The sequence below is a fragment of the Kosakonia sp. CFBP8986 genome, from assembly GCF_034044935.1.
GTDB classification, from domain to species: Bacteria; Pseudomonadota; Gammaproteobacteria; order Enterobacterales; family Enterobacteriaceae; genus Kosakonia; species Kosakonia cowanii.
The window spans coordinates 164,677-187,880 of record NZ_JAXCXB010000002.1; the positions used below are offsets into that span (position 1 = coordinate 164,677).

19 protein-coding genes, 4 tRNA genes and 1 other RNA gene are annotated in these 23,204 nt (G+C 55.3%); 8 read left to right on the top strand and 16 right to left on the bottom strand.

Annotated features, from left to right (window positions below; all coding sequences use genetic code 11):
• Positions 1-37: 37 nt before the first annotated feature.
• The 5 genes from crr to cysZ form a co-directional block, all read right to left on the bottom strand.
• Positions 38-547 (bottom strand): PTS glucose transporter subunit IIA, encoded by a 510-nt coding sequence (crr, locus tag SOM48_RS04440; protein ID WP_023478954.1) that lies wholly within the window; start codon positions 545-547, stop codon positions 38-40.
• Between the two features lie 40 nt (positions 548-587).
• A complete protein-coding gene (ptsI, locus tag SOM48_RS04445) occupies positions 588-2,315 on the bottom strand; it encodes a phosphoenolpyruvate-protein phosphotransferase PtsI (protein WP_076770244.1) in 1,728 nt (575 codons plus the stop codon).
• 48 nt (positions 2,316-2,363) lie between these two features.
• Positions 2,364-2,621: a phosphocarrier protein Hpr gene (gene ptsH, locus SOM48_RS04450; RefSeq protein WP_007370907.1), complete on the bottom strand. Its 258-nt coding sequence runs from the start codon at positions 2,619-2,621 to the stop codon at positions 2,364-2,366.
• A gap of 382 nt (positions 2,622-3,003) precedes the next feature.
• Positions 3,004-3,975, bottom strand: a complete 972-nt coding sequence (gene cysK / locus SOM48_RS04455) for a cysteine synthase A (RefSeq protein ID WP_128482402.1) — start codon at positions 3,973-3,975, stop codon at positions 3,004-3,006.
• Positions 3,976-4,115: 140 nt separating this feature from the next.
• The gene (gene cysZ, locus SOM48_RS04460) at positions 4,116-4,877 is read right to left on the bottom strand and encodes a sulfate transporter CysZ (protein ID WP_320511508.1); all 762 of its coding nucleotides are present in this window, start codon (positions 4,875-4,877) and stop codon (positions 4,116-4,118) included.
• A gap of 229 nt (positions 4,878-5,106) precedes the next feature.
• Between cysZ and zipA the strand changes: the two genes are divergently transcribed.
• The 3 genes from zipA (at position 5,107) to SOM48_RS04475 (ending at position 8,445) form a co-directional block, all read left to right on the top strand.
• A complete protein-coding gene (gene zipA / locus SOM48_RS04465) occupies positions 5,107-6,141 on the top strand; it encodes a cell division protein ZipA (protein WP_320511509.1) in 1,035 nt (344 codons plus the stop codon).
• Positions 6,142-6,210: 69 nt separating this feature from the next.
• Positions 6,211-8,229 (top strand): NAD-dependent DNA ligase LigA, encoded by a 2,019-nt coding sequence (gene ligA, locus SOM48_RS04470; RefSeq protein ID WP_320511510.1) that lies wholly within the window; start codon positions 6,211-6,213, stop codon positions 8,227-8,229.
• A complete protein-coding gene (locus SOM48_RS04475; RefSeq protein ID WP_023478979.1) occupies positions 8,230-8,445 on the top strand; it encodes a DUF3820 family protein in 216 nt (71 codons plus the stop codon).
• Here the strand turns inward: SOM48_RS04475 and SOM48_RS04480 are convergent.
• The gene (locus tag SOM48_RS04480; RefSeq protein WP_128482404.1) at positions 8,442-9,431 is read right to left on the bottom strand and encodes a bile acid:sodium symporter family protein; all 990 of its coding nucleotides are present in this window, start codon (positions 9,429-9,431) and stop codon (positions 8,442-8,444) included. The genes SOM48_RS04475 and SOM48_RS04480 overlap by 4 nt on opposite strands.
• Before the next feature lie 89 nt (positions 9,432-9,520).
• Here SOM48_RS04480 and SOM48_RS04485 point away from each other — a divergent pair, with 89 nt between their 5' ends.
• Positions 9,521-10,450 carry a LysR family transcriptional regulator gene (locus tag SOM48_RS04485; RefSeq protein WP_288877421.1) on the top strand — a complete coding sequence of 310 codons (930 nt, stop codon included), beginning with the start codon at positions 9,521-9,523 and terminating at the stop codon, positions 10,448-10,450.
• Here SOM48_RS04485 and SOM48_RS04490 read toward each other — a convergent pair.
• The 6 genes from SOM48_RS04490 to SOM48_RS04515 all read right to left on the bottom strand — a co-directional run bounded on the left by SOM48_RS04490 (position 10,441) and on the right by SOM48_RS04515 (position 11,679).
• A complete protein-coding gene (locus SOM48_RS04490) occupies positions 10,441-10,800 on the bottom strand; it encodes a FlxA-like family protein (protein ID WP_054804575.1) in 360 nt (119 codons plus the stop codon). The two genes, SOM48_RS04485 and SOM48_RS04490, sit on opposite strands and share 10 nt — an antisense overlap.
• Before the next feature lie 260 nt (positions 10,801-11,060).
• Positions 11,061-11,196, bottom strand: a non-coding RNA gene (locus SOM48_RS04495) — RtT sRNA.
• A gap of 94 nt (positions 11,197-11,290) precedes the next feature.
• Positions 11,291-11,366: transfer RNA gene (locus SOM48_RS04500), tRNA-Lys, on the bottom strand.
• 4 nt (positions 11,367-11,370) lie between these two features.
• Positions 11,371-11,446, bottom strand: a tRNA-Val gene (locus tag SOM48_RS04505).
• 40 nt (positions 11,447-11,486) lie between these two features.
• Positions 11,487-11,562 (bottom strand) — tRNA-Val (locus tag SOM48_RS04510).
• A gap of 41 nt (positions 11,563-11,603) precedes the next feature.
• Positions 11,604-11,679: transfer RNA gene (locus SOM48_RS04515), tRNA-Val, on the bottom strand.
• A gap of 256 nt (positions 11,680-11,935) precedes the next feature.
• Here SOM48_RS04515 and gltX point away from each other — a divergent pair.
• Complete coding sequence (gltX, locus tag SOM48_RS04520) at positions 11,936-13,351, top strand: glutamate--tRNA ligase (protein ID WP_023479709.1); 1,416 nt, start codon at positions 11,936-11,938, stop codon at positions 13,349-13,351.
• A gap of 64 nt (positions 13,352-13,415) precedes the next feature.
• Here gltX and SOM48_RS04525 read toward each other — a convergent pair whose 3' ends face one another.
• From SOM48_RS04525 to SOM48_RS04540, 4 genes are all read right to left on the bottom strand, one after another.
• Positions 13,416-14,015, bottom strand: a complete 600-nt coding sequence (locus SOM48_RS04525) for a nitroreductase family protein (RefSeq protein ID WP_076770240.1) — start codon at positions 14,013-14,015, stop codon at positions 13,416-13,418.
• A gap of 208 nt (positions 14,016-14,223) precedes the next feature.
• Positions 14,224-14,466 (bottom strand): DUF1158 family protein, encoded by a 243-nt coding sequence (locus tag SOM48_RS04530; RefSeq protein WP_023479876.1) that lies wholly within the window; start codon positions 14,464-14,466, stop codon positions 14,224-14,226.
• 73 nt (positions 14,467-14,539) lie between these two features.
• Positions 14,540-16,447, bottom strand: coding sequence for a methyl-accepting chemotaxis protein (locus SOM48_RS04535; protein ID WP_054804574.1), 1,908 nt, complete (start codon positions 16,445-16,447; stop codon positions 14,540-14,542).
• A 220-nt stretch (positions 16,448-16,667) separates the two neighbouring features.
• Positions 16,668-17,786 carry a YbdK family carboxylate-amine ligase gene (locus tag SOM48_RS04540; protein WP_139567698.1) on the bottom strand — a complete coding sequence of 373 codons (1,119 nt, stop codon included), beginning with the start codon at positions 17,784-17,786 and terminating at the stop codon, positions 16,668-16,670.
• 518 nt (positions 17,787-18,304) lie between these two features.
• On the opposite strand from SOM48_RS04540, the gene SOM48_RS04545 reads away from it, so the two are divergent.
• The 3 genes from SOM48_RS04545 to SOM48_RS04555 all read left to right on the top strand — a co-directional run bounded on the left by SOM48_RS04545 (position 18,305) and on the right by SOM48_RS04555 (position 23,135).
• Complete coding sequence (locus SOM48_RS04545) at positions 18,305-20,503, top strand: TonB-dependent receptor (protein WP_414672787.1); 2,199 nt, start codon at positions 18,305-18,307, stop codon at positions 20,501-20,503.
• Positions 20,504-20,634: 131 nt separating this feature from the next.
• Positions 20,635-20,895 (top strand): DUF2534 family protein, encoded by a 261-nt coding sequence (locus SOM48_RS04550; RefSeq protein WP_023479829.1) that lies wholly within the window; start codon positions 20,635-20,637, stop codon positions 20,893-20,895.
• A gap of 299 nt (positions 20,896-21,194) precedes the next feature.
• Positions 21,195-23,135, top strand: a complete 1,941-nt coding sequence (locus SOM48_RS04555; RefSeq protein ID WP_320511511.1) for a methyl-accepting chemotaxis protein — start codon at positions 21,195-21,197, stop codon at positions 23,133-23,135.
• Positions 23,136-23,204 lie beyond the last annotated feature (69 nt).

The following is a 23,204-nucleotide window of genomic DNA, read 5'->3' on the forward strand; positions in this document are numbered from 1 at the left end:
GCACCTTACGGTGCCATTTTTTTAGACTGTAGAGCGCTTACTTCTTGATGCGGATCACCGGGGTTTCACCCACGGTCACGCTACCAGAGAGTTTGATCAGCTCTTTGATCTCATCCATGTTAGAGATAACAACCGGCGTCAGCGTGGATTTTGCTTTCTCTTCCAGCAGCGGCAGGTCGAACTCGATAACCGGATCGCCAACTTTAACGCGCTGGCCTTCTTCCGCGATGCGTTTGAAACCTTCACCTTTCAGTTCAACGGTATCAATACCGAAGTGAACGAAGAGTTCGATGCCGCTATCGGATTCGATAGAGAAGGCATGGTTGGTTTCAAAGATTTTGCCGATAGTCCCGTCAACCGGAGCGACCATTTTGTTGCCGGTCGGTTTGATAGCAATGCCGTCGCCGACGATTTTTTCAGCGAACACCACATCCGGTACATCTTCAATGTTAACGATTTCGCCAGACAGCGGGGCAATGATCTCAATGGCGCCGGTCTCTTTCTTATCGTCAGAAACCAGAGATTTCAGTTTATCGAACAAACCCATGATCTTCTCCTAAGCAGTAATTTGGGCCGCATCTCGTGGATTAGCAGATTGTTTTTTCTTCAATGAACTTGTTAACCAGCGTCATTAACTCGTCCGTTGTCGGTTGAGCAAGAGCCTGCTCTGCTAACACCTTCGCATCTTCGAAGTTCGTGTTACGAATAATCTTCTTAATGCGCGGGATAGAAATGGCACTCATACTGAATTCATCCAGACCCATCCCCAGCAACAGAAGTGTAGCACGTTCGTCGCCAGCAAGCTCACCACACATGCCGGTCCATTTACCTTCAGCATGAGAAGCATCAATAACTTGCTTGATCAGGTTGAGTACGGACGGCGACATCGGCTGGTAAAGATGTGAAATCATATCATTACCGCGGTCAACTGCCAGGGTGTACTGCGTTAAATCATTGGTGCCGATACTAAAGAAGTCCACTTCTTTCGCCAGATGGCGCGCAATCGTCGCGGCGGCAGGGGTTTCTACCATCACGCCGATTTCGATGGATTCGTCAAAGGCTTTGCCTTCGTCGCGCAGTTCCTGTTTGTAGATCTCAATCTCTTTCTTCAGTGCACGCACTTCTTCAACAGAGATGATCATCGGGAACATAATGCGCAGTTTGCCGAAAGCAGAGGCACGCAGGATAGCGCGAACCTGATCGCGCAGGATCTCTTTGCGATCCATGGCGATACGGATGGCGCGCCAGCCGAGGAACGGGTTCTCTTCTTTCGGGAAGTTCATGTACGGCAGCTCTTTGTCGCCGCCGATGTCCATGGTACGTACAATCACGGCCTGGGAGCCACACGCTTCCGCTACCGCTTTGTAGGCGTCGAACTGCTCTTCTTCGGTCGGCAGCGCGTCGCGATCCATAAACAGGAATTCGGTACGGTAGAGGCCAACGCCTTCAGCGCCGTTGCGCTCCGCGCCCGCGACATCGCGAACGGTACCGATGTTGGCGCACACTTCGACCTGATGGCCATCAAGGGTGATCGCCGGCAGATCTTTCAGCTTCGCCAGTTCAGCTTTCTCTTCCGCGACCTGCGCCTGCGCTGCGCGCAGTGCGTCGATCTCGTCGTCGCTCGGGTTGACGTAAACTTTGTTGTTTACCGCATCAAGGATCAGATAGTCGCCGTTTTTCACCTGAGTGGTGACGCTACCGGTGCCCACAATCGCCGGCAGCTCAAGGGAGCGCGCCATGATCGACGTGTGGGAGGTACGACCGCCAATGTCGGTGATAAAGCCGAGCACTTTTTTCAGGTTCAGCTGTGCAGTTTCGGACGGTGTCAGATCGGCTGCGACCAGGATAACTTCATCCTGAATGGCGCTCAGATCGATAATCGGCATACCCAGAATGTTGCGCAGCAGACGTTTACCAATGTCGCGCACGTCAGCCGCACGCTCTTTCAGGTATTCATCGTCCAGCTCTTCCAGGGCGGTTGCCTGACCTTCGATAACTTCATGGGCTGCCGCGTCGGCAGTCATGCTCTTATCTTTAATCAGGGCTATGATTTCCTGCTCCAGCTCCTCATCTTCCAGCAACATGATGTGGCCTTCGAAGATGGCTTCTTTTTCTTCGCCGAAAGTTTCACCTGCTTTCGTTTTGATCGCTTCCAGTTGCGCCGATGCCTTGGCACGACCGCTCAGGAAACGCTCAACTTCCTGATCAACCTTGTCGGCAGAAACTTTCTTCCGGTCGATGACGATCTCATCTTCTTTCAGCAAAAGTGCTTTGCCAAAAGCGATACCCGGGGATGCTAAAATGCCTGAAATCATAACCCTACCTTTACTTGTGACTGATCTTTAAAGAAACCCGCGAAAAACTTACTCGAGTTCCGCCATCAGTTTAACCAGATGTTCAACTGCTTTCTGCTCATCTTCGCCTTCAGCGGTCAGAGTCACAACGGTACCCTGAGTCAGGCCCAGAGTTTGCAGTTTGAACAGGCTTTTTGCGCTGGCGCTTTTGCCGTTGGAGGTCACAGTGATTTCAGAAGAGAAGCCTTTTGCTTCTTTAACAAACTGAGCAGCAGGGCGAGTGTGCAGACCGTTCGGAGCTGTAATGGTAACTTCTTGCTGGAACATTGTATTTCCCCAACTTATAGGTTTAGTGTTGTGGAACTAAAGTCTAGCCTGGCGGCAGGACTTTAGCCTGTATAGTTAGCGCTGGCGTAACGAGCCAAGGTACAGATGCCAGAAAGGCGCGGTCTCGTGCAGACGCTGATGGTCGCTGACGTTTCGCACGTCATTAAACATTATGCCGTGAAAGCCAGAATTGAACCAAATCATAAAAACGATTCAGCCAGGTGAAATCTGACTTCGATTAATTTCGCGCTTCAAAATAAATGTGATGGTTAAATACCAGACCAGGCCATTTTCGGCAATGCCAGGTGGGACAAAAGTTTGATGTATGCCACAAAAAAGCACCCCGATGGGTGCTTTTTTGCGCTGATTTAACAATCTGGCATCACTGTTGCAATTCTTTCTCAGTAAAGAGATCGGCAAACAGTGCAGTGCTGAGGTAACGCTCACCGGAAGAGGGGAGGATAACCACAATATTTTTATTGGTAAAGGCCTCATCTTCCTGAAGTTTGAGCGCGGCCGCAACGGCAGCACCAGATGAGATACCGGCCAGAATGCCTTCCTCTTCCATCAGGCGACGCGCGGTGCTGATCGCCTCTTCATCGGTAATCTTCACCACTTTATCAATTAGCTTCAGATCGAGGTTGCCCGGAATAAAACCGGCACCGATACCCTGAATTTTATGTTTGCCGGGCTTAATCTCTTCGCCCGCCAGCGCCTGTGAAATCACCGGTGAGTCGGTAGGCTCCACGGCCACGGTAATCAGATCGGTTTTGCCCTTGGTGTTTTTGATAAAGCGGGTAACGCCCGTCAGCGTGCCGCCGGTGCCCACGCCAGAGATAAAGACATCCACCTGGCCGTCGGTATCTTCCCAAATTTCAGGACCGGTAGTTTTTTCGTGGATCTCCGGGTTCGCCGGGTTGCTGAACTGCTGAAGCAGCAGGAACTTCGCCGGATCGCTGGCGACAATCTCTTCCGCTTTCTGAATCGCGCCCTTCATCCCTTTCGCGCCTTCGGTCAGCACCAGGTTTGCGCCAAGCGCTTTCAGCAGCTTGCGACGCTCAATGCTCATGGTTTCCGGCATGGTCAGCGTCAGCTTGTAACCGCGCGCTGCGGCAACATAGGCCAGCGCAATCCCGGTGTTGCCGCTGGTCGGTTCGACCAGTTCGACGCCCGGTTTCAGCACACCACGTTTTTCGGCATCCCAAATCATATTGGCACCGATACGGCATTTTATGCTGAAGCTCGGGTTACGCGACTCGACCTTCGCCAGAATGCGTCCGTTACCGATGCGGTTCAGTCGAACCAGCGGCGTATGACCAATGGTCAGCGAGTTGTCTTCATAAATCTTACTCATAGCCCGTCCTTAACTGTATGAAATTTGGGAACCGACCCAGCATACGCACTTACTGATGATGCGGAAGTAAGGATTTCGCATATCTATATGCTGCGACGAAATAATGGTTATCAGTATGGAATAAGAAAAGGAATAGTTCCTTAGCGCCAGCTGGCAAGCTTATTGCGGTAACAGTCGACCCACATGGCCGTCGCGCCGCAGACCGCCACCGGCATCACCACCAGATTGAGCACCGGTATCAGCGTGAAGAGGCTGGTCAGCGCGCCGAACTGCATATTGATTACTTTCCGTTCGCGCAACGCAGAGCGCATGGTTTTAAACGGCACTTTGTGGTTGTCAAACGGGTAGTCGCAATACTGGATCGCCAGCATCCAGGCGCTAAACATGAACCAGAGCACCGGGGCGACGGTCTGCCCGATACCGGGGATAAAATAGAGGATAAGCAGGATCGCGGCGCGCGGCAGGTACCAGGCGAGCTTTTGCCACTCGCGCTTCATGATGCGAGGCAGATCTTTCATCATTCCGAATACGCCAACATCCGGCGGCGTCGCGCCCGTTAATCGCGCTTCCAGTTGCTCGGCCAGCAAGCCATTAAAGGGCGCGGCAATCCAGTTGGCGAGGGTTGAAAAGAAGTAGCCAAACACCAGCAGGATGGAGATAACGATAATTGGCCATAATAGATAGCTAAGCCACTGTAGCCAGTCCGGTACGTGGCTCATCAGCGTTGGGATCCAGCTGTCGAGGCGGGTAAAAAGCCACCAGAATGCGCCGCCCATCAGCAGGATATTGACCAGCAGGGGCAGGATCACGAAGCGGCGAATGCCCGGTAACGTGACCAGTTTCCAGCCTTGAGAAAAGTAGTAAAGACCGCTGCGCGCAGCGCCAGGCGAGGATGAAACCATGATTTGGCTGGACTCCTTTTAAACTCATGCGAAAAAACCGAAGCTTATAATATTCACCGGACGGGGGAAACCTGTTCGGAAATGTTCGAAAAAACAGCAAAAAGTACGATTTAATTCATCTTTATGCGGTGAATGCTTCCCATCCACTTGCACTTGGCCTAATGCGCAAATACTCTTAGTGAGTAAATGTTTGCCGTGGTGGCAAGGTGTTAGAACAACAGAGAATATAATGATGCAGGATTTGCGTCTGATATTAATCATTGTTGGCGCGATCGCCATAATCGCTTTACTGGTTCACGGTTTCTGGACCAGTCGCAAAGAACGCTCTTCTATGTTCCGCGATCGCCCACTAAAACGTATGAAATCGCGACGTGACGACGACGAGTTTGAGGACGAGGACGTCGAAGAGGACGAAGGCGTTGGTGAAGTTCGGGTGCATAAAACCCACAGCGCACCGAAGGCCAGCGTAGAGCAGGAAAATCCGCGTCATGCCGCGCAGCATCAATACCAGCCGCCTTATGCGTCGGCCCAGCCACGCCCGTCGGCTCCGCCGGTTCAGCAGAGCGAGCCCGCGCACCACGCGCCGCAACCCTATTCGCAGCCGCAGCAGCCGGAGCGCCCCGTTGTCGAGCCGCGCATAGTGGAGCCGCAGCCTGTTGCCCAGCCGACCGCGCCTGCCCAGCCGCAGATGGCACCGCAGCACTTTCCGCAACCGCCGTCACATCATCAGCCTTCGGCACATCAAGGTGCCCAACAGCCGCAGATGCAGCCTCAGGTTCACGAGCCTGCACCGAAGCCAGAGCCGGAGCCGGTTGTGGAAGCGCCGGTAGAAAAACCGCAGCGTAAAGAGACGGTGATTATTATGAACGTTGCGGCCCATCACGGCGCGGCGCTCAATGGCGAAGTGCTGCTTAACAGCATCCTGCAGGCCGGTTTCAAATTTGGCGATATGAATATCTTCCATCGTCATCTCAGTCCGGACGGCAGCGGCCCGGCGCTCTTCAGCCTGGCTAACATGGTCAACCCTGGCACATTTGATGTCGAAACCATGGGCGAGATGGCAACCCCTGGCGTAACGATCTTTATGCAGGTGCCGTCTTACGGCGACGAGTTGCAGAACTTCAAGCTGATGCTGCAGTCGGCACAGCATATCGCCGATGAAGTGGGCGGTGTGGTGCTCGATGACCAGCGTCGGATGATGACGCCGCAGAAGCTGCGTGAATACCAGGCGCGTATTCGCGAAGTGAAAGACGCTAACGCGTAACGGCGCGTCACGACACATTCCCTTCCAGAACCCCCGCTCGTCGGGGGTTTTTTACATTGATGGTGCGATATGGAATCAATTGAACAACAACTGACAGAACTGCGAACTACCCTTCGCCATCATGAACATCTCTATCACGTTATGGACGCGCCGGAGATCCCGGATGCCGAGTACGATCGCCTGATGCGCGAGCTGCGCGAGCTGGAAGCGCAGCATCCAGATCTGATTACGCCCGATTCGCCGACCCAGCGCGTTGGTGCCGCGCCGCTCACCGCCTTTACGCAGATACGCCATGAAGTGCCGATGCTGTCGCTCGATAACGTCTTCGACGAAGAGAGCTTTCTGGCATTCAATAAACGCGTACAGGATCGCTTAAAGAGCAGCGATGCACTGATCTACTGCTGCGAGCTGAAGCTCGACGGCCTGGCGGTCAGCCTGCTGTATGAAAACGGCGTGCTGATGCGCGCTGCCACCCGCGGCGATGGCACTACCGGGGAAGATATTACTTCTAACGTGCGCACCATCCGCGCCATTCCGCTGAAACTGCGCGGGGAGAACATTCCGGCGCGGCTGGAAGTGCGCGGCGAAGTTTTCCTGCCGCAATCCGGCTTTGAAAAGATCAATGAAGAGGCGCGCCGCACCGGCGGGAAAGTGTTTGCTAACCCGCGTAACGCCGCCGCCGGGTCACTGCGTCAGCTCGATCCGCGTATCACCGCGAAGCGTCCGCTCACCTTCTTCTGCTACGGCATTGGCATCCTCGAAGGCGGCGAGCTGCCCAACAGCCACCTGGCGCGTTTGCAGCAGTTTAAAGCGTGGGGGCTGCCGGTGAGCGATCGCATCCGCTTGTGCGGCACGCCGGAAGAGGTGCTGGCGTTCTACCATAAAGTTGAGGAAGACCGCCCGACGCTCGGGTTTGATATCGATGGTGTGGTAATCAAAGTCGACTCCCTCGATCTGCAAGCGCAGCTCGGCTTTGTGGCCCGTGCGCCGCGCTGGGCGGTAGCGTTCAAATTCCCGGCGCAGGAGCAGCTGACGTTTGTGCGCGATGTCGAGTTCCAGGTAGGGCGCACCGGGGCGATAACCCCTGTCGCACGCCTTGAGCCGGTACACGTTGCCGGCGTGCTGGTCAGTAACGCCACCCTGCATAATGCCGATGAGATTGACCGTCTTGGCCTGCGTATCGGTGACAAAGTGGTGATTCGCCGCGCCGGAGATGTGATCCCGCAGGTGGTGAATGTGGTGCTCTCGGAACGTCCGGAAGAGACGCGGGAAGTCACCTTCCCGGCGCACTGCCCGGTGTGCGGCTCTGATGTCGAGCGTGTGGAAGGCGAAGCCGTTGCCCGCTGTACTGGCGGCCTCATCTGTGGCGCACAGCGCAAAGAGTCGCTTAAGCATTTCGTCTCGCGCCGCGCGATGGATGTGGATGGCATGGGCGATAAGATTATCGACCAGCTGGTTGAGAAGGAGTACGTCCACACGCCTGCGGATCTCTTCCGCTTAACTGCCGGTAAGCTGACCGGTCTCGATCGGATGGGGCCGAAGTCAGCACAAAACGTGGTCAACGCGCTGGAAAAAGCGAAAGAGACCACCTTTGCCCGTTTCCTCTATGCGCTCGGCATTCGCGAAGTAGGCGAAGCGACGGCGGCAGGGCTGGCGGCCTACTTCGGCACGCTGGAGGCATTGATAGCGGCCTCGGTTGACGAGTTGCAAAAAGTGCCCGATGTCGGCGTGGTGGTGGCAAAACACGTGCATAACTTCTTCAGTGAAGAGAGCAACCGCGACGTGATTCGCCAGCTGACGGAAGAAGTAGGCATTCACTGGCCCGCGCCGCAGGTGGTTAACGCCGAGGAGATCGACAGCCCATTTGCCGGTAAAACCGTGGTGTTAACCGGTAGCCTGAGCCAGCTTTCGCGCGACGAGGCCAAAGAGCGCTTAACGGCGCTGGGGGCGAAAGTGGCTGGCAGCGTATCGAAGAAGACCGATCTGGTAATTGCCGGCGAAGCCGCAGGCTCGAAGCTGGCAAAAGCACAGGAGCTGGGCATTGCGGTCATTGATGAAGATGAAATGATTCGTCTGCTGGGAGCCTGAATGGAGAAGGAGCAGCTGATAGAGATCGCCAATATGGTAATGCCTTTTGGCAAATACCAGGGGCGTCGGCTGATTGATCTGCCGGAGGAGTATCTGCTCTGGTTCGCCCGTAAGGATCAATTTCCCGCCGGGCGGCTTGGTGAGTTAATGCAAATCACCTTAGTGATTAAAACCGAGGGGCTGAGCCATCTGGTTCAGCCCCTCAAGCGGCCTTAAGCTTTCGCCGCTTCCTGCGCGGCGTGCTGCTCCGCCTTACGTTTGTAACGGCGGGCCAGCACGGCGCACACCATCAGCTGGATCTGGTGGAAAATCATCAGCGGCAGCACCATCATGCCGATCACCGACGTCGGGAAGAGAATATTGGCCATCGGTATGCCGTTGGCGAGGCTCTTTTTCGAACCGCAGAAGACAATCGTAATCTCATCCGCTTTATTGAAGCCGCATTTGCGCGCCACCAGAATATTTATCGCAATCACAATCGCCAGCAGGACGATGCTCGCCGCCACGATAAACATCAGCGAGCCGAGGCCCACTTTGTGCCAGATGCCGTTCACCACCGCTTCACTAAAGGCGGAGTAAACCACCAGCAGAATCGAGGTCTGGTCGGTTTTGGAGATCCACTTTTTATGTTTGGTGACGAATCCCGCCGTCCACGGGCGTGACAGGTGACCGAGCACAAACGGCAGCAGCAGTTGCAGCATGATTTTGCCAACCTGCTCAAGGCTACCCTGCGCGCCATGGAGGTTCATCAGCAGGCCGACTAACAGCGGCGACAGGAAGATCCCCAGCAGGCTGGAGGCCGACGCCGAGCAGACCGCTGCCGCGACGTTACCGCCCGCCAGAGAGGTAAAGGCGATGGCCGACTGCACCGTGGCGGGCAGAATGCAGAGATAGAGGAAGCCGGTATAAAGCTCCTGGCTGATATTGACCGGCGACCACCAGACAAACAGCACGCCGAGCGCCGGGAAAAGCACGAAGGTGCTACACATCACCCACAGGTGTAAACGCCAGTGGCTGCCGCCAGCAATAATCGCCTCACGGGAAAGCTTCGCGCCATGCATAAAAAAGAGCAGCGCAATCGCGGCGGTGGTCAGCCATTCGAAAAAGGGGACAAAACTGCCACGCGCCGGGAAGAAAGAGGCCAGCAGAACGACGCACACCAGCGTCAGGGTAAAGGGATCAAGGATACGAAAAAGTTTCATGTGCACTCCTGAAAGTCGATGGCGCTATTGTGCTTTGTCTGCTTTGAGAAATAAAATTGATTTATTGCATCCATTCATGAATTTATCAGATGAATTATTCACTCCGTCAATTACGTGTCTTTGTCACCGTCGCGCAGGCGAAGAGTTTCAGCCGTGCCGGGGAGATGATCGGCCTCAGCCAGTCGGCGGTCAGCCACAGCGTAAAAGAGCTGGAGCGTCAGACCGGCGTCAAGCTGCTGGATCGCACTACCCGGGAAGTGGTGCTGACCGAAGCGGGCCAGCAGCTGGCCGGGCGGCTGGAACGGCTATTAGATGAGCTTAGCAGCACGCTGCGCGAAGCGGGGAGGGTAGGGCAGCAGTTAACCGGAACGGTGCGCGTCGCTGCCAGCCAGACTATCTCCGCGCATCTCATTCCGCACTGTATCGCCAGCAGCAACAAGCGCTACCCGGAGATCGATTTTGTGCTGCATGACCGCCCGCAGCAGTGGGTGCTGGAGAGTATTCGCCAGGGTGAAGTCGATTTTGGCATTGTGATCGATCCCGGCCCGGCAAGCGATCTGGAGATCGAGGAGATCCTCGCCGAGCCCTTTTTCCTGCTGTGCCGCAACGATCACTCCTGGGCGCCGCTTGATGCCGTGCCGTGGTCGGCGCTGGATGGTGCCCGGCTGGTGGTGCAGGATTACGCCTCCGGCAGCCGTCCACTGATCGATGCCGCGCTCCATCACTTTGCGGTGCGGGCGAAAATCGTGCAGGAGATTGGTCATCCGGCGACGCTTTTTCCGATGGTGGAAGCGGGGATTGGCATCAGCATTCTGCCCGCGCTGGCATTGCCACTCCCGCAGGGTAGTCAACTGATGGTGAAACGGCTGGTGCCGGATATGCAGCGCAAAATTATGCTGGTACGGCGCAAAAACCGATCGCTTTCCGGCGCGGCGCAGGCGTTATGGGATGTGGTGCGAGAAGAGGCCCGGTGTTTAAACCGGGCCCGGGAGAACGATCCGCTCTTTACTCAGATGTAGATATCAACCTGATGATCGACTGAAGGGTTATTCACGCCTTCAATTTTGCCCTGCGTCGGGGTGTTCGGATGGTTTTGCGTCTGCTTCTGCTCAGCTTCTTCAGCCTGCTTGCGCATTAACTGTTGTAGCTGTGCCTGCAGCAGCTGGATCTGTTGCTGAATCTGCTCTTGCTGTTTCTTTTTCTCTTCAGTCGTCCCTTCGCCATTAGGGATATCTTTTAACTGCTGGGTAAGTTTGGCGATCTGCTGCGTCACGCGGCTGATTTGAGATGCGGTGTCGCTACCGGCGGAAGATGAACCGCTGGTGCCGCCGCCCTGAACAGAGGGGGTTGCTGCCGAAATGGTAGTCATTGAAAACTCCTTTTTTGCCTTAAAAGAGTGTTATCGGCCCAATTGTGGCGGACTTAAATAAGAAGCGTGTGAGGATGTGTCAGTCGAAAGCGCTTACCCGGCAAACTGCCTGCTGGCGCTGCGCTTAGCAGGCCTACGAAAACCGGGTGCGGAGAGATATTGTAGGCCGGATAAGGCGCAGCCGCCATCCGGCAAGAAGAGGGCACAAATCTTTCAAATCGCAGATAGCAAAAAAGCGCCGCAAGCGCCATTTTTTACATTGGTGGGTCGTGCAGGATGACTCGCTTCGCTCGCCCTTCGGGCCGTCGCCGCAAGCGGCTCCGTTGTCTCACTACGTTCGACCCGAACCTGCCGCAGGTATATTCGTCTCATCCTGAGACTCACCCTACGGGCCAACGCTTCGCGTTGTTCAAAATTGTTCCCTACAATTTTGTCGAATCTTTGAAACCGGCAGATAGCAAAAAAGCGCCTTTAGGGCGCTTTTTTACATTGGTGGGTCGTGCAGGATTCGAACCTGCGACCAATTGATTAAAAGTCAACTGCTCTACCAACTGAGCTAACGACCCGAAGTGGTGGGTGATGACGGGATCGAACCGCCGACCCCCTCCTTGTAAGGGAGGTGCTCTCCCAGCTGAGCTAATCACCCACTTCGGTACTTCAATGATAAGAATTCGCTGGCGAGAAAGTGGTGGGTGATGACGGGATCGAACCGCCGACCCCCTCCTTGTAAGGGAGGTGCTCTCCCAGCTGAGCTAATCACCCACTTCTCATTCTTATCTACACTGCGGGAACCACAAAATTTGTGGTGGGTGATGACGGGATCGAACCGCCGACCCCCTCCTTGTAAGGGAGGTGCTCTCCCAGCTGAGCTAATCACCCCCGCTGTGTGGAGTCGCATTATAGGGAGAGTTGAAAATGAGTCAACGCATTTTCTAAAGAAATTGTTCGTTCGTCGTAAAATTAGACAAACCGCTGATGAATCGATCGCGAGCGCATGATTTATAAACAAAATAGCCCGTTTGCTGCGCCATTTCGGTAACAACATTGAGGAATCAGCCCACAGTGATAGAATATCGCCCACTTTTCTATTAGGTATTGCCGACGGTCGGCATCGCTATCAACGTAAGGCCAATTCATGAAAATCAAAACTCGCTTCGCGCCAAGCCCCACCGGCTATTTGCACGTTGGCGGCGCGCGCACTGCTCTCTACTCCTGGCTGTTTGCCCGCAATCAAGGCGGTGAGTTTGTGCTGCGCATCGAAGACACCGATCTCGAGCGTTCCACTCCGGAAGCAATCGAAGCCATTATGGATGGCATGAACTGGCTGAGCCTCGAGTGGGATGAAGGCCCGTACTTCCAGACCAAACGCTTCGACCGCTATAACGCGGTGATTGATGAAATGCTGGAAGCGGGCACCGCCTATAAATGCTACTGCTCCAAAGAGCGCCTCGAGCAGCTGCGCGAAACGCAGATGGCAAACAACGAAAAACCGCGTTACGACGGCCGCTGCCGCCATGACCATACTCACCATGCTGCTGATGAGCCGTGCGTGGTGCGTTTTGCCAACCCGCAGGATGGATCGGTAATTTTTGACGATCAGATCCGCGGTCCGATCGAGTTCAGCAACATGGAACTCGACGATCTGATTATTCGCCGTACCGATGGCTCCCCGACCTACAACTTCTGCGTTGTTGTCGATGACTGGGATATGGAGATCACCCACGTCATCCGCGGTGAAGACCACATCAACAACACCCCGCGCCAGATCAACATCCTGAAAGCGCTGAACGCGCCGGTGCCGGTTTACGCGCACGTTTCAATGATCAACGGCGACGACGGTAAAAAACTCTCCAAGCGCCATGGCGCAGTGAGCGTGATGCAGTATCGCGATGATGGTTACCTGCCGGAAGCGCTGCTTAACTACCTGGTGCGTCTGGGCTGGTCCAGCGGCGATCAGGAGATCTTTAGCCGCGAAGAGATGATCAAACTCTTCTCGCTGGGCGCGGTAAGCAAATCCGCCAGTGCGTTTAATACTGACAAACTGCTGTGGCTGAACCATCACTACATCAACACCCTGGCGCCGGAGTATGTTGCTACCCATCTGCAGTGGCACATTGAGCAGGAAAATATTGATACCCGCACCGGTCCGCAGCTGGCGGAGCTGGTCACGCTGCTGGGCGAGCGCTGCAAAACGCTGAAAGAGATGGCGGCAAGCTGCCGTTACTTCTATGAAGAGTTTGCGGAATTCGACGCTGATGCGGCGAAAAAGCACCTGCGTCCGGTTGCGCGTCAGCCGCTGGAAGTGGTCCGCGACAAACTCGCCGCCATTACCGACTGGAGTGCTGAAAACGTCCATCATGCCATTCAGGCCACCGCCGATGAGCTGGAAGTGGGCATGGGTAAAGTTGGCATGCCGCTGCGCGTAGCAGTAACCGGTGCCGGTCAGTCGCCGGGTCTGGATGTTACCGTTCACGCGATTGGTAAGACCCGTAGCATTGAGCGCATCAATAAAGCGCTGGGCTTTATCGCTGAGCGTGAAAGCCAGCAGTAAGCCAAAAAAAAGCCGCCTGAAAAGGCGGCTTTTTTAATTGTTCAGACATACGCCAGTGCGCAGCTTAACGCGCAACCACAAAGCGTTTATCGTCATCCATATACGTTTTTTCGCCTGCCGGAGCCATAATTGAACCGAAGTTCATATGAGCGCGCAGTTTCCAGCTCGCCGGAATATTCCAGGTGCGCTGCACATCTTCATCCACCAGCGGGTTGTAGTGCTGCAGGTTAGCGCCAATACCTTTCTCTGCCAGCGCAACCCAGACAGCATACTGGGCGATACCGGTACTGTGTTCAGACCACACCGGGAAGTTATCGGCATACGCGGCGAACTGCTCCTGTAAGCGGGTCACCACTTCCTGATCTTCAAAGAACAGCACCGAACCTGCTGCTGCCGCAAAACCATCTAATTTTTGCGAAGTACCGTGGAAATTCTCTTCCGGCACGATTTTCTTCAGCTGCGCGCGAGTCAGTTCCCAGAACTGCTCATGCTCTTTACCCAGCAGGATCAGCGCACGTGAACTTTGCGAGTTGAACGCCGACGGTGCCTGGCGAATCGCTTCTTTAATAAGGTCAATCACCTCATCTTCTGCCAACGGCAGGTTTTTGCCGAGAGCATAGATCGTTCTACGTTGTGTAGCTAAAGCGAGAAAATTATCTGACATGATTCCTCCTGAAGTTATCTGCACCTCCGCTGTGCTGTCATCAGCAAACGGCGGAAAAAGCGCCCGAAGCAAATTTATAACCGGTTGATCATTCATTGCATCAATATGCTGCCTCGAAAAAGCATAGGCCTGGGATGCAATAAAGAAAAGTCCAACAATTTGCCGTTAACATTCAAAAAATTAGAATGAGCCAGAGAGCCACGCGGCGTTACACCGCCAGCCAGCGCCGCCAGATAAAGCGTAAAACATAGAATTCGATGGTGCCGAGCAGCAAAAACCAGAGGCAGTAGAGCAGGGTATAAAACTGGTTTAAATCCAGCAGATGGAAGGTTTGCATCAGCGTTTGCGCCAGCTGCATGCCCAGCTGTGGCGCAGGTAGCAGCAGCACAGAGACAAAAGAGAGCAGCAGGATGCCCGCAAGCGTGACCATCGTTTCGAGGGGATGTTTCATAAGCGTTAATCATTGATGAAAAAACGCATTGTCGGGGAAAGCTGGCCTGAGCGCAACGTTCCCCGACCTTCACTCAGGCGACCACGAAGCGGCCGACCAGCTCTGACATGGTTTCAGACTGTTGATCCAGCAGCTGGCTGGCGCTGGCCGCACTCGCCACCAGACCGGCGTTTTGCTGCGTGACTTGCTCTAGCTGGTTGAGCGCTTCATGCACCTGCGAGACGCCGAGCGACTGTTCATTAGCCGCGTGGGCAATATCGCTGACAAACGACAGCATCTGGCCGGTATTCTCGCGAGCCGCATGCAGCGCGCGATCCGATGCCTGCGCCAACGCCACGCCTTGCTGGATCTGATCCATATTTTTACTCACCAGTTCGCGGATCTGCTGTGCCTCGTTGGCGCAGCGCTGTGACAGGTTACGCACCTCTGATGCCACCACCGCAAAGCCTTTGCCCAGCTCACCGGCGCGTGCCGCTTCCACCGCGGCATTCAGCGCCAGCAGGTTGGTCTGAAACGAGATCTCATCAATCGAGCTGACAATGTTGGAGATCTGTTCGCTGGAGTACCGGATAGCCGACATGCTGTTGCTGGTTTCACCCGCCACGCGGCTCGCTTCCTGTACCTGTTTCTCCATCTCCTGCGTCAGTCGTTTTGCTTCATTAGCATTGTCTGCCGTCATGTTTACCGCAGTCGCAATCTGCTCCATGCTGGCGGCAGTCTCGACCAGCGAGGCCGCCTGTTGATCGGTGCGGGAAGCCAGATCCTGGTTGCCGCTGGCGATCTCAGAGCTGGCGCCGCGCAGCACGCCTGCGCCATGTTTGATCTCGCTGACGATATGCTGAATATTCTCGATCGCCTGGTTATAGGCGCGGTTAAGCAGAGAGAGCTCGTCGCTGCCCGGCACATCCAGGCGCTGAGTGAGATCGCCATCCATCCCTTCAATAGTTGCCAGTGAGTGCTGCAACTGGCGGTGAATGCTGCTGGCGACCAGCACGGCAAAGAAGAGGGCGATAACCAGTGCAATCACGCTTATCACCGCGAACAGCGTCACTTCGCGCCAGGCTTCATCGGCCAGTTTCTGCGCGGTCATAAGCAGGTGATTAGACGCGGCATTTTCAACGGCTTTTAGCGTGTTAATGCGCGCGGTCTGGGCGTTAAACCAGTCGGCGGGGGCGACGCCAAAGCCACCGGTTGCGGCATGATCGATAGCGGTCTGGCGTAAAGAGAGGGCTTTAAGGGCTTCTGGAGAGTTAAGCTGCGCGTTCATTTTCGCATTCACCTCTGCGGAGCTAAACGCGTGGGTTGCCGCCAGCCATGAGGCCTGTTTACCCACCACTTCATTAAGCTGGCGGAATTGCGCCTCGGTAAAGCGGTCGGCGGAGAAGACGTTCGACAGCAGCGCACGCTCAATACCGCTCTGCTCTTTGGCATTCAGCACGCTGTAGTAGGCCGCCAGCTGGTTAACAATCTCGCCGTTATCCGTTAACTGGCTAATACCACCGACCACATTCAGCAGGTCATTAATGATGGTGCTGTACCACACCAGCGAATCGGATCCATTGACGCTTAATGCGCGCACCTGGTCGCGAAAACCATTAATACCCTGCTGATGCTGGCGAAATTGCGCCAGCGCCTGGCGAATATCGCTATTCGCGTCCTGTTCCGGGAATTGGTCGAGCAGCTCGGTTAATTGCGTCAGCGCTTTTGTCGAGACGGGATATTGCGTGGATAACTCATTATTGAATTGCTGGCCTTTACTGCCGATATAACCTGCACTTAAACCGCGCTCTTTTTGCAATTCATGAATAACGCTCCCGGCCTCTTTCGCCAGCGAGGTTAGTGAAATGATGGTATGCATCTGCTGGCCGGTCTCAACGCGTGACATGATACCGCTGGCGGCAAGCCAGATAAGCGCAAACAACAGAGGCAGCAGAGCTAATAGCAGTTTTGACTTCATCGAGATACGGTAAATCCACTTCATAAATAGGCCTCTTGTTCGCGTGTATATATTTGTTATCGGAGTGATTACGCGCGGCCTTTATTTTAATGCAGGGGTTGTTGATATTTATCAATTCTCAGGAAATATCGCTACTCCATAAGTATTACTTATTTAAGAAATATCTCTGTTAATCAATGAGAAAAGAGTTTGCCGCAGGTGAAATATCCCCACGGCAAAGAAATAACCCTAACTAATCTATGGATTATCCGGCGGCCCAAATTTCAGTGTGCTTTTTCATCAGGCCAATTAACGATCCGCCATCGGCAATAAATTCCCGCATCAACTGCGCTTCGCTTTTGCCGCGTTTAACGCTGACGGCAATTTCATCCAGCGCGCTGCTGGCATTAAGTTTGTCGGCCCACGGCGCGATCTTTTCCAGCAGATGCGATACATCATCCGCAATGGTGCGCTGTTCGCCGGTATGCACATCGGTTATCACCCCCTTCAGGCCAAAGCGGCAGGCCTGAAAACGGTTGAATTTATACAGCAGGTAGTCCCGCTCCTGGAATTTAAACGGACGCTCAGCCAGCAGCCAGTGCGACAGCGCCTGAATAAACCCCGCCAGGCTGACAGCGTGGGAAATAGTCAGCGGCGTATCCATTACCCGGACTTCGACGGTACCGAAACCGGGGCTCGGGCGAATATCCCAGTGCAGATCCTTAATGCTCTCAATCATCGAGGTATAGCTTAAGCGGCGAAACAGCCCTTCAAACTCCTGCCAGTTCGCCACCCACGGCATCGGGCCGTTATCCGGGAAGGAGGAGAAAATATTGAGGCGCGAGGAGGCAAACTGCGTATCGGTGCCCTGAATATAGGGCGAGCTGGCGCTCAGGGCGATAAAGTGCGGAACAAAGCGCGACAGGCCGTGCAGCAGATAGATCGCATCATCGCCATTGGTGCAGCCGACATGAACATGCTGACCAAACACCGTTGCTTGCTGCATCAGATAGCCGAACATCTCCAGCGTGCGGGCATAGCGCTCATCCGCGCAGATCTGTTGGCGCTGCCACTTCTGAAACGGGTGGGTGCCGCCGCCACAAATCTGCACGTGGTGCTCGCCTGCGGCCTGCAAAATGGCGTGGTGCATCGCCGAAAATTGATGCGCGACCTGGCGGATATCGCGACAGACGCCGGTGGCGATCTCCAGCATGCTTTCGGTGATGTCGTGCTTAACCTCACCGGCGCTGACGCGGTGCTGAAGGGTGTCGATCAGCCGGGATGAGTCCTGGCTTAAGTCATAGCCCGGTGGGTTAACCACCTGCAGCTCCAGCTCAACGCCGAGGGTAAAGGGCTCAGAGACATGAAAATCGGGCAAAGGCATAACCATTCCTTACGCAAATGTTTGTTTGAGTATGGAAGGGAATCGCTAATTATGCCCGGCGCAGCGGGAGGGAAGAGGGGCGAAAAAGAAGCAAAAAAAAGCCCGCACAAACGGCGGGCAAAAAATACTGGAAGCAATGTGAGCAATGTCGTACCGAATACCTGAGTTAGACACTCAACTATTCGGTAATGCGAAAGATAATCTTTATCATCTTCATGGTCAACCCTCTATTTTGTATGAGATTGCACTCTCTGTTATCAACGCGATCGATGCAGGTGAATAGAGTCAATTATGCTTGCCTCATTAAGGTTAATGAGTATAGTTCTCATTCTCTTTGGTGTTTGATGGCGTTGCCGCGGCGCAGTATGCCATCACAACCGGGATATCACCCGCCCGCGCACACACTCAATCAACGCGAAAAGGCAGGCGGGGAGAGGCAATGGCGACCAGCTTTCTGGCTGATGCCCTTAACCATCCGGCCTGAATGCGGGCCTTTTTCTCCACTTCGATATGAGTCGATGATGAATAACAGCAAACATACCTGGTCACCTTTGCGCAAGAGCTTGCTTGCGCTCGCGATTGGCGCGGCGACGCATGCCGTACAGGCAGCAACACCCGCCAGCGGAACGAAAGAGGAGACGCTGATTGTCCAGTCCACCAGTGGCAGCGATTTTAAACCCGGCGGCGACGCGCTGGTGCCGGCCTATCTTGATGGCCAGGTGGCCTACGGTGGGCGGCTTGGCATGCTGGGCGAACAGAAGGCGATGGATGTGCCGTTTAACGTGATCGGCTTTACCTCGAAGCTGGTGCAGGATCAGCAGGCGAAGACTATCGCCGATGTGGTGCGCAATGATGCCGGGGTGCAGGTCAGCCAGGGCTACGGCAATATGGCGGAAACCTACCGCATTCGTGGTTTTAAACTTGATGGCGACGATATGCTGATGGGCGGCCTGGCGGGCATTGTGCCGCGTCAGGTGGTCGATACGCAGATGCTCGATCGCATCGAGATCTTTAAAGGGGCGAATGCGTTAATGAACGGCGCGGCCACCTCTGGCGTCGGCGGCATGATTAATCTTGAGCCGAAACACGCTGAAGATACCCCGCTGACGCGCCTCGGCGTCGATTACTCCTCGAGCTCGCAGCTCGGCGGCTCGCTGGATGTCGGGCGGCGTTATGGCGATAACAACCAGGTCGGGGTGCGCGTTAACCTGCTGCACCGCGAGGGCGAAACCACGGTTGAAGATGATAAGCGCCGCACCACCGCTGCCTCCATTGGCCTCGATTATCGCGGTGAGCGCCTGCGCAGCTCCCTTGATGTTGGCTACCAGAAGAAGACCTTCCACGGCGGTTCGATGGGGGTCAATATCAGCAACATCGATTTCGTGCCCGCCGTGCCGGGTAACAGCAAAAACACCAGCCAGAAGTGGGCGTGGAGCGATATCGAAAACGAGTTTGGCCTCGCCCGCGCCGAGTATGATGTCACTGATATCTGGACGGCCTACGCCGCTTTTGGCGGCCAGCACTCTCATGAGCAAGGCGTCTATGGCGGGCCGAAAGTGATTAACGCTGCGGGCGATGCGACGATTGGCCGCCTCGACACGAATCGCATCAGCGATAGCTGGAGCGGCATGGTGGGCCTGCGCGGCAACTTCGATACCGGCCCGGTTTCGCACAAAGTCAACGTCGGTTACTCCGCCAGCATCAAGCAGGACAAAGTCGCCTGGCGCATGTCGTCGAAGAATCCGCTGGTCAATATCTACAACAACAGCGCGGTGCCGATGCCGGATTACAGCCTGACCGGCGGCAACTACAGCGATCCGTTAACCACCGGGCGCAACCGCACCCAGGGCTGGCTGCTGAGCGATACGCTGGGCGTACTTGACGATACGCTGCTGTTCACCGCAGGCGCGCGGTATCAGAAAGTGTGGGTTCACAGTTACAACAATGCCACCGGTGACGAGAACCGCAACGCGCGCTTTATTGAAGATCGCTGGATGCCGACCTACGGCGTGGTCTACAAACCGTGGGAAGTCGTTTCGCTCTATGCCAACCACACCGAAGCACTGCAACCGGGCAGCACCGCGCCAGAAGGGGCGGCGAACCAGTATCAAACCACCGGCATTGCCCACTCGAAGCAGAATGAAGTGGGGGTGAAAACGGACTTTGGCCGCATCGGCGGTACGCTGTCGCTGTTTGAAATTAAGAAACCGTCGGCGATCCAGAACAGCAGCACCAATATCTATGAACTGAGCGGCGAGCAGCGCAACCGCGGCGTTGAGCTGAGTGTATTTGGCGAGCCGACGCTCGGCCTGCGCCTGAACGGCAGCGCAACCTGGATCGATGCCGAGATGACCAAAACCCAGGATGGCATCAATCAGGGCAATAAACCGGTTGGCGTGGCGAGCTTCTACTCGGTGCTGGGCGCGGAGTATGACATCGCTGCGGTTGAGGGGCTGACGGCAACGGCGCGAGTCAATCACACCGGATCCCAGTACGCCAATGCGGCGAACAGCAAGAAGCTGGACAGTTACACCACCCTCGATCTCGGTGCGCGTTACCGCATGCGGTTGAATGCCGATCGCAACGAGATGGTATGGCGCGTCGGGCTGGATAACGTCACCAACAAGAGCTACTGGGCAAGCGTTGAAGATAACGGCACCTATATCTATCAGGGCGGCGGCCGTGAGCTGAAAGTGTCAATGAGCTACGATTTTTAACTTCAAATGGCAGCAGGCCGGAGCGCGCTCAGCTTATCCGGCATGCTGCCTTTTATTTGCTCAATCACAACATTTAAACAGCAGATCGGTTACACTCGCGGCACAGAAAATCCACATAAAAGGAGAGTGAGATGCTGGAAAAACTACGAACCCGCGACGGGAAAAAATTTCTCTGCGCGGTGCTGGTTGTCTTCCTGATTGCCGTAAGCGTGGTGTCAAAAGTGACCTTCGAAGGCGTTGAGGATCAATACAATCTGCCGATGTCCTCCTGGACCACCTCGATGTTTATCATGCAGGGCGCATGGGTGGCGATTTACAGCCTGATGTTCACCATCATCGGCTCGCTGCCGTTTGGCTTCTACTTCCTTGGCCCGAAAGACGATCGCGGCTGACCCTCTCGCCCCGGTTTCTCCGCCGGGGCAGTTTCCGTTATCACATTATGTAAATAAAGTTATTACCCCTCACCCAGTCGAAAACTCTGTTTTAAGTATCAGTGCCCGATAAGTTAACCACCGCTACATTAAGCGCCGCGCTAGCCTGCTGCCTTGCTGGCTGAAAGGGCGTGTTTCCCTCTCCCGTCTGCCCATTTTTAACAATTAAAGATCAAAAAATAATCGCCGATAGCATTGCTACAGGGAGTGCATGCTGCAAGGAACATTGATGACAGAAGGCTGACTCCAGGAGAGCCGTAATGGCCAGACAATTCGTGAATAAAAAAATGAGCACCCGCGCGCAAATGCTGCTGACGGGCGCCATCACCATCACCCTCGGTTTTGTGGTCACTATCGGGGTACTGAGCTGGCAGTCCAGCAATCAGCAAAAAGCCCTCGCCGAACAATATCTGCAAAAAATCGCCCGCAGTGAGGCGCTCAATATTCAGCAACAGCTTAACTATGCGCGCGATGTGGCGCATAACCTCGGCCACAGCCTGGCCGCGCTGCCGCAGGCCGGGATCACCGATCGTAACGTGGCGAATAAGTTAATTGAGTACGCGGTACGCGATAACCCGGACTACCTCTCCGTTTCGGTGATTTTTGAAGAGAACGCCTTCGATGGCCGCGACGCAGAGTTCGCCGGTAAACCGGATCAGGCTCCCAAAGGGCGCTACGCGGTGTTTGCCGATCGCGATCCCGCCGGGAAATACGCTATGCATCCGCTGCTCTCGATCTTGACGCCGGGGCAGGGCGACTACTACCTCGTGCCGCAACGCACGCAAAAAGATACGCTGATCGAACCCTACAGCTATGCCTATAACGGCGTCCCGACGCTGTTAACCTCGGTTGCCGCGCCAATCATTAATGACGGCAAACTCAACGCGGTGGTCACTTCCGATATTTCGCTGGCTTCACTGCAGCAGAAAGTGAATCAGATCAAACCGTGGGAAGGCGGCGGCTATGCAATGCTGCTCTCCACCTCGGGAAAAGTGATCTCCTACCCGGATAAGACACTGACCAGTAAACCCTACCCTGGTAATACCGAAGGCTTTACCACCAGTGTGGTGGAGCAGGATGATCCGATCCTGGGCGAGAAAGCGCTGGTGACCTGGCAGCCCATCACGATCGGTAACAGCACCGATAACTGGTATCTGGGCATCGTTGCGCCGGTGAGCCAGGTGATGGCTGCCGCTAACCGCCAGCTGCTCAACGCCGTGATCCTTGGCATTATCAGCATCCTGCTGGTCAGCGCGCTGCTGGGCGTGCTCTTTAGCCGTAAAGTGTTGAAGCCGATTGGCGGTGAGCCGCTGGAGGGGGCGAGCATTGCGCTGGCGGTCGCCGAAGGCAAACTCGATAACGTTATTGCGGTAAAAGCGGGCGATCGCAGTAGCCTCTTCTATGCGCTGCACACCATGCAGGAACAGCTGCGCCAGATGGTGGGGCAGATCCAGGAGGCGAGCAGTTCTGTGCGCCAGGGTGCTGGCGAGATTGTCAGCGGTAACATCAACCTCTCGTCTCGTACCGAGCAGCAGGCCGCCGCGCTGGAGCAGACCGCCGCCAGTATGGAGCAGTTTAGCGCCACGGTTAAACACAACGCCGACAATGCGCACCATGCTACCGCGTTGACCGCCAATGCCACGCAGATTGCCAGCCGCGGCGAAGCGCTGGTGGGCCAGGTGGTTCAAACAATGTCGCAGATTGACGATAGTGCGAAGAAGATCGGCGATATCACCGCCATTATCAACAGCATTGCCTTCCAGACCAATATTCTGGCGCTGAACGCCGCGGTGGAAGCGGCACGTGCCGGCGAGCAGGGGCGTGGCTTTGCCGTGGTTGCCTCGGAAGTGCGTAATCTGGCTAGCCGCAGCGCCGATGCGGTGAAAGAGATTGGCGCGCTGATTGAAGAGTCCGGCAAGCGGGTGGAAACCGGGGTGCAACTGGTGAACGATGCCGGTAAAACCATGCAGGAGATGACCCAGGCGGTGAACTCGGTGCAGTCCATCATCAATGAGATTGTCAGCGCCTCCGATGAGCAAGCCAAAGGCATCGGCCAGGTGACCATTGCGGTCAACGAAATGGATGGCGTGACGCAGCAGAACGCCTCGCTGGTGCAGGAGATGGCTGCCGCCGCAACGTCGCTGGAAGATCAGGCAGAGCAGCTGGCGCAGAGCGTACAGCAGTTCCGTCTGCAGGCCTGACTGGAGCGGGGAGTCGGTTAGTACAGGCTCCCCGTTGCCGGTACCATTTCTTGCCAGCCCCTGGCGGAG

What these genes read in the sequence shown, in the direction of transcription:
- crr (WP_023478954.1), bottom strand. Translation starts at nt 547, where the DNA reads ATGGGTTTGTTCGATAAACTGAAATCTCTGGTTTCTGACGATAAGAAA.
- ptsI (WP_076770244.1), bottom strand. Translation starts at nt 2,315, where the DNA reads ATGATTTCAGGCATTTTAGCATCCCCGGGTATCGCTTTTGGCAAAGCA.
- ptsH (WP_007370907.1), bottom strand. Translation starts at nt 2,621, where the DNA reads ATGTTCCAGCAAGAAGTTACCATTACAGCTCCGAACGGTCTGCACACT.
- cysK (WP_128482402.1), bottom strand. Translation starts at nt 3,975, where the DNA reads ATGAGTAAGATTTATGAAGACAACTCGCTGACCATTGGTCATACGCCG.
- cysZ (WP_320511508.1), bottom strand. Translation starts at nt 4,877, where the DNA reads ATGGTTTCATCCTCGCCTGGCGCTGCGCGCAGCGGTCTTTACTACTTT.
- zipA (WP_320511509.1), top strand. Translation starts at nt 5,107, where the DNA reads ATGATGCAGGATTTGCGTCTGATATTAATCATTGTTGGCGCGATCGCC.
- ligA (WP_320511510.1), top strand. Translation starts at nt 6,211, where the DNA reads ATGGAATCAATTGAACAACAACTGACAGAACTGCGAACTACCCTTCGC.
- SOM48_RS04475 (WP_023478979.1), top strand. Translation starts at nt 8,230, where the DNA reads ATGGAGAAGGAGCAGCTGATAGAGATCGCCAATATGGTAATGCCTTTT.
- SOM48_RS04480 (WP_128482404.1), bottom strand. Translation starts at nt 9,431, where the DNA reads ATGAAACTTTTTCGTATCCTTGATCCCTTTACCCTGACGCTGGTGTGC.
- SOM48_RS04485 (WP_288877421.1), top strand. Translation starts at nt 9,521, where the DNA reads ATGAATTATTCACTCCGTCAATTACGTGTCTTTGTCACCGTCGCGCAG.
- SOM48_RS04490 (WP_054804575.1), bottom strand. Translation starts at nt 10,800, where the DNA reads ATGACTACCATTTCGGCAGCAACCCCCTCTGTTCAGGGCGGCGGCACC.
- gltX (WP_023479709.1), top strand. Translation starts at nt 11,936, where the DNA reads ATGAAAATCAAAACTCGCTTCGCGCCAAGCCCCACCGGCTATTTGCAC.
- SOM48_RS04525 (WP_076770240.1), bottom strand. Translation starts at nt 14,015, where the DNA reads ATGTCAGATAATTTTCTCGCTTTAGCTACACAACGTAGAACGATCTAT.
- SOM48_RS04530 (WP_023479876.1), bottom strand. Translation starts at nt 14,466, where the DNA reads ATGAAACATCCCCTCGAAACGATGGTCACGCTTGCGGGCATCCTGCTG.
- SOM48_RS04535 (WP_054804574.1), bottom strand. Translation starts at nt 16,447, where the DNA reads ATGAAGTGGATTTACCGTATCTCGATGAAGTCAAAACTGCTATTAGCT.
- SOM48_RS04540 (WP_139567698.1), bottom strand. Translation starts at nt 17,786, where the DNA reads ATGCCTTTGCCCGATTTTCATGTCTCTGAGCCCTTTACCCTCGGCGTT.
- SOM48_RS04545 (WP_414672787.1), top strand. Translation starts at nt 18,305, where the DNA reads ATGATGAATAACAGCAAACATACCTGGTCACCTTTGCGCAAGAGCTTG.
- SOM48_RS04550 (WP_023479829.1), top strand. Translation starts at nt 20,635, where the DNA reads ATGCTGGAAAAACTACGAACCCGCGACGGGAAAAAATTTCTCTGCGCG.
- SOM48_RS04555 (WP_320511511.1), top strand. Translation starts at nt 21,195, where the DNA reads ATGGCCAGACAATTCGTGAATAAAAAAATGAGCACCCGCGCGCAAATG.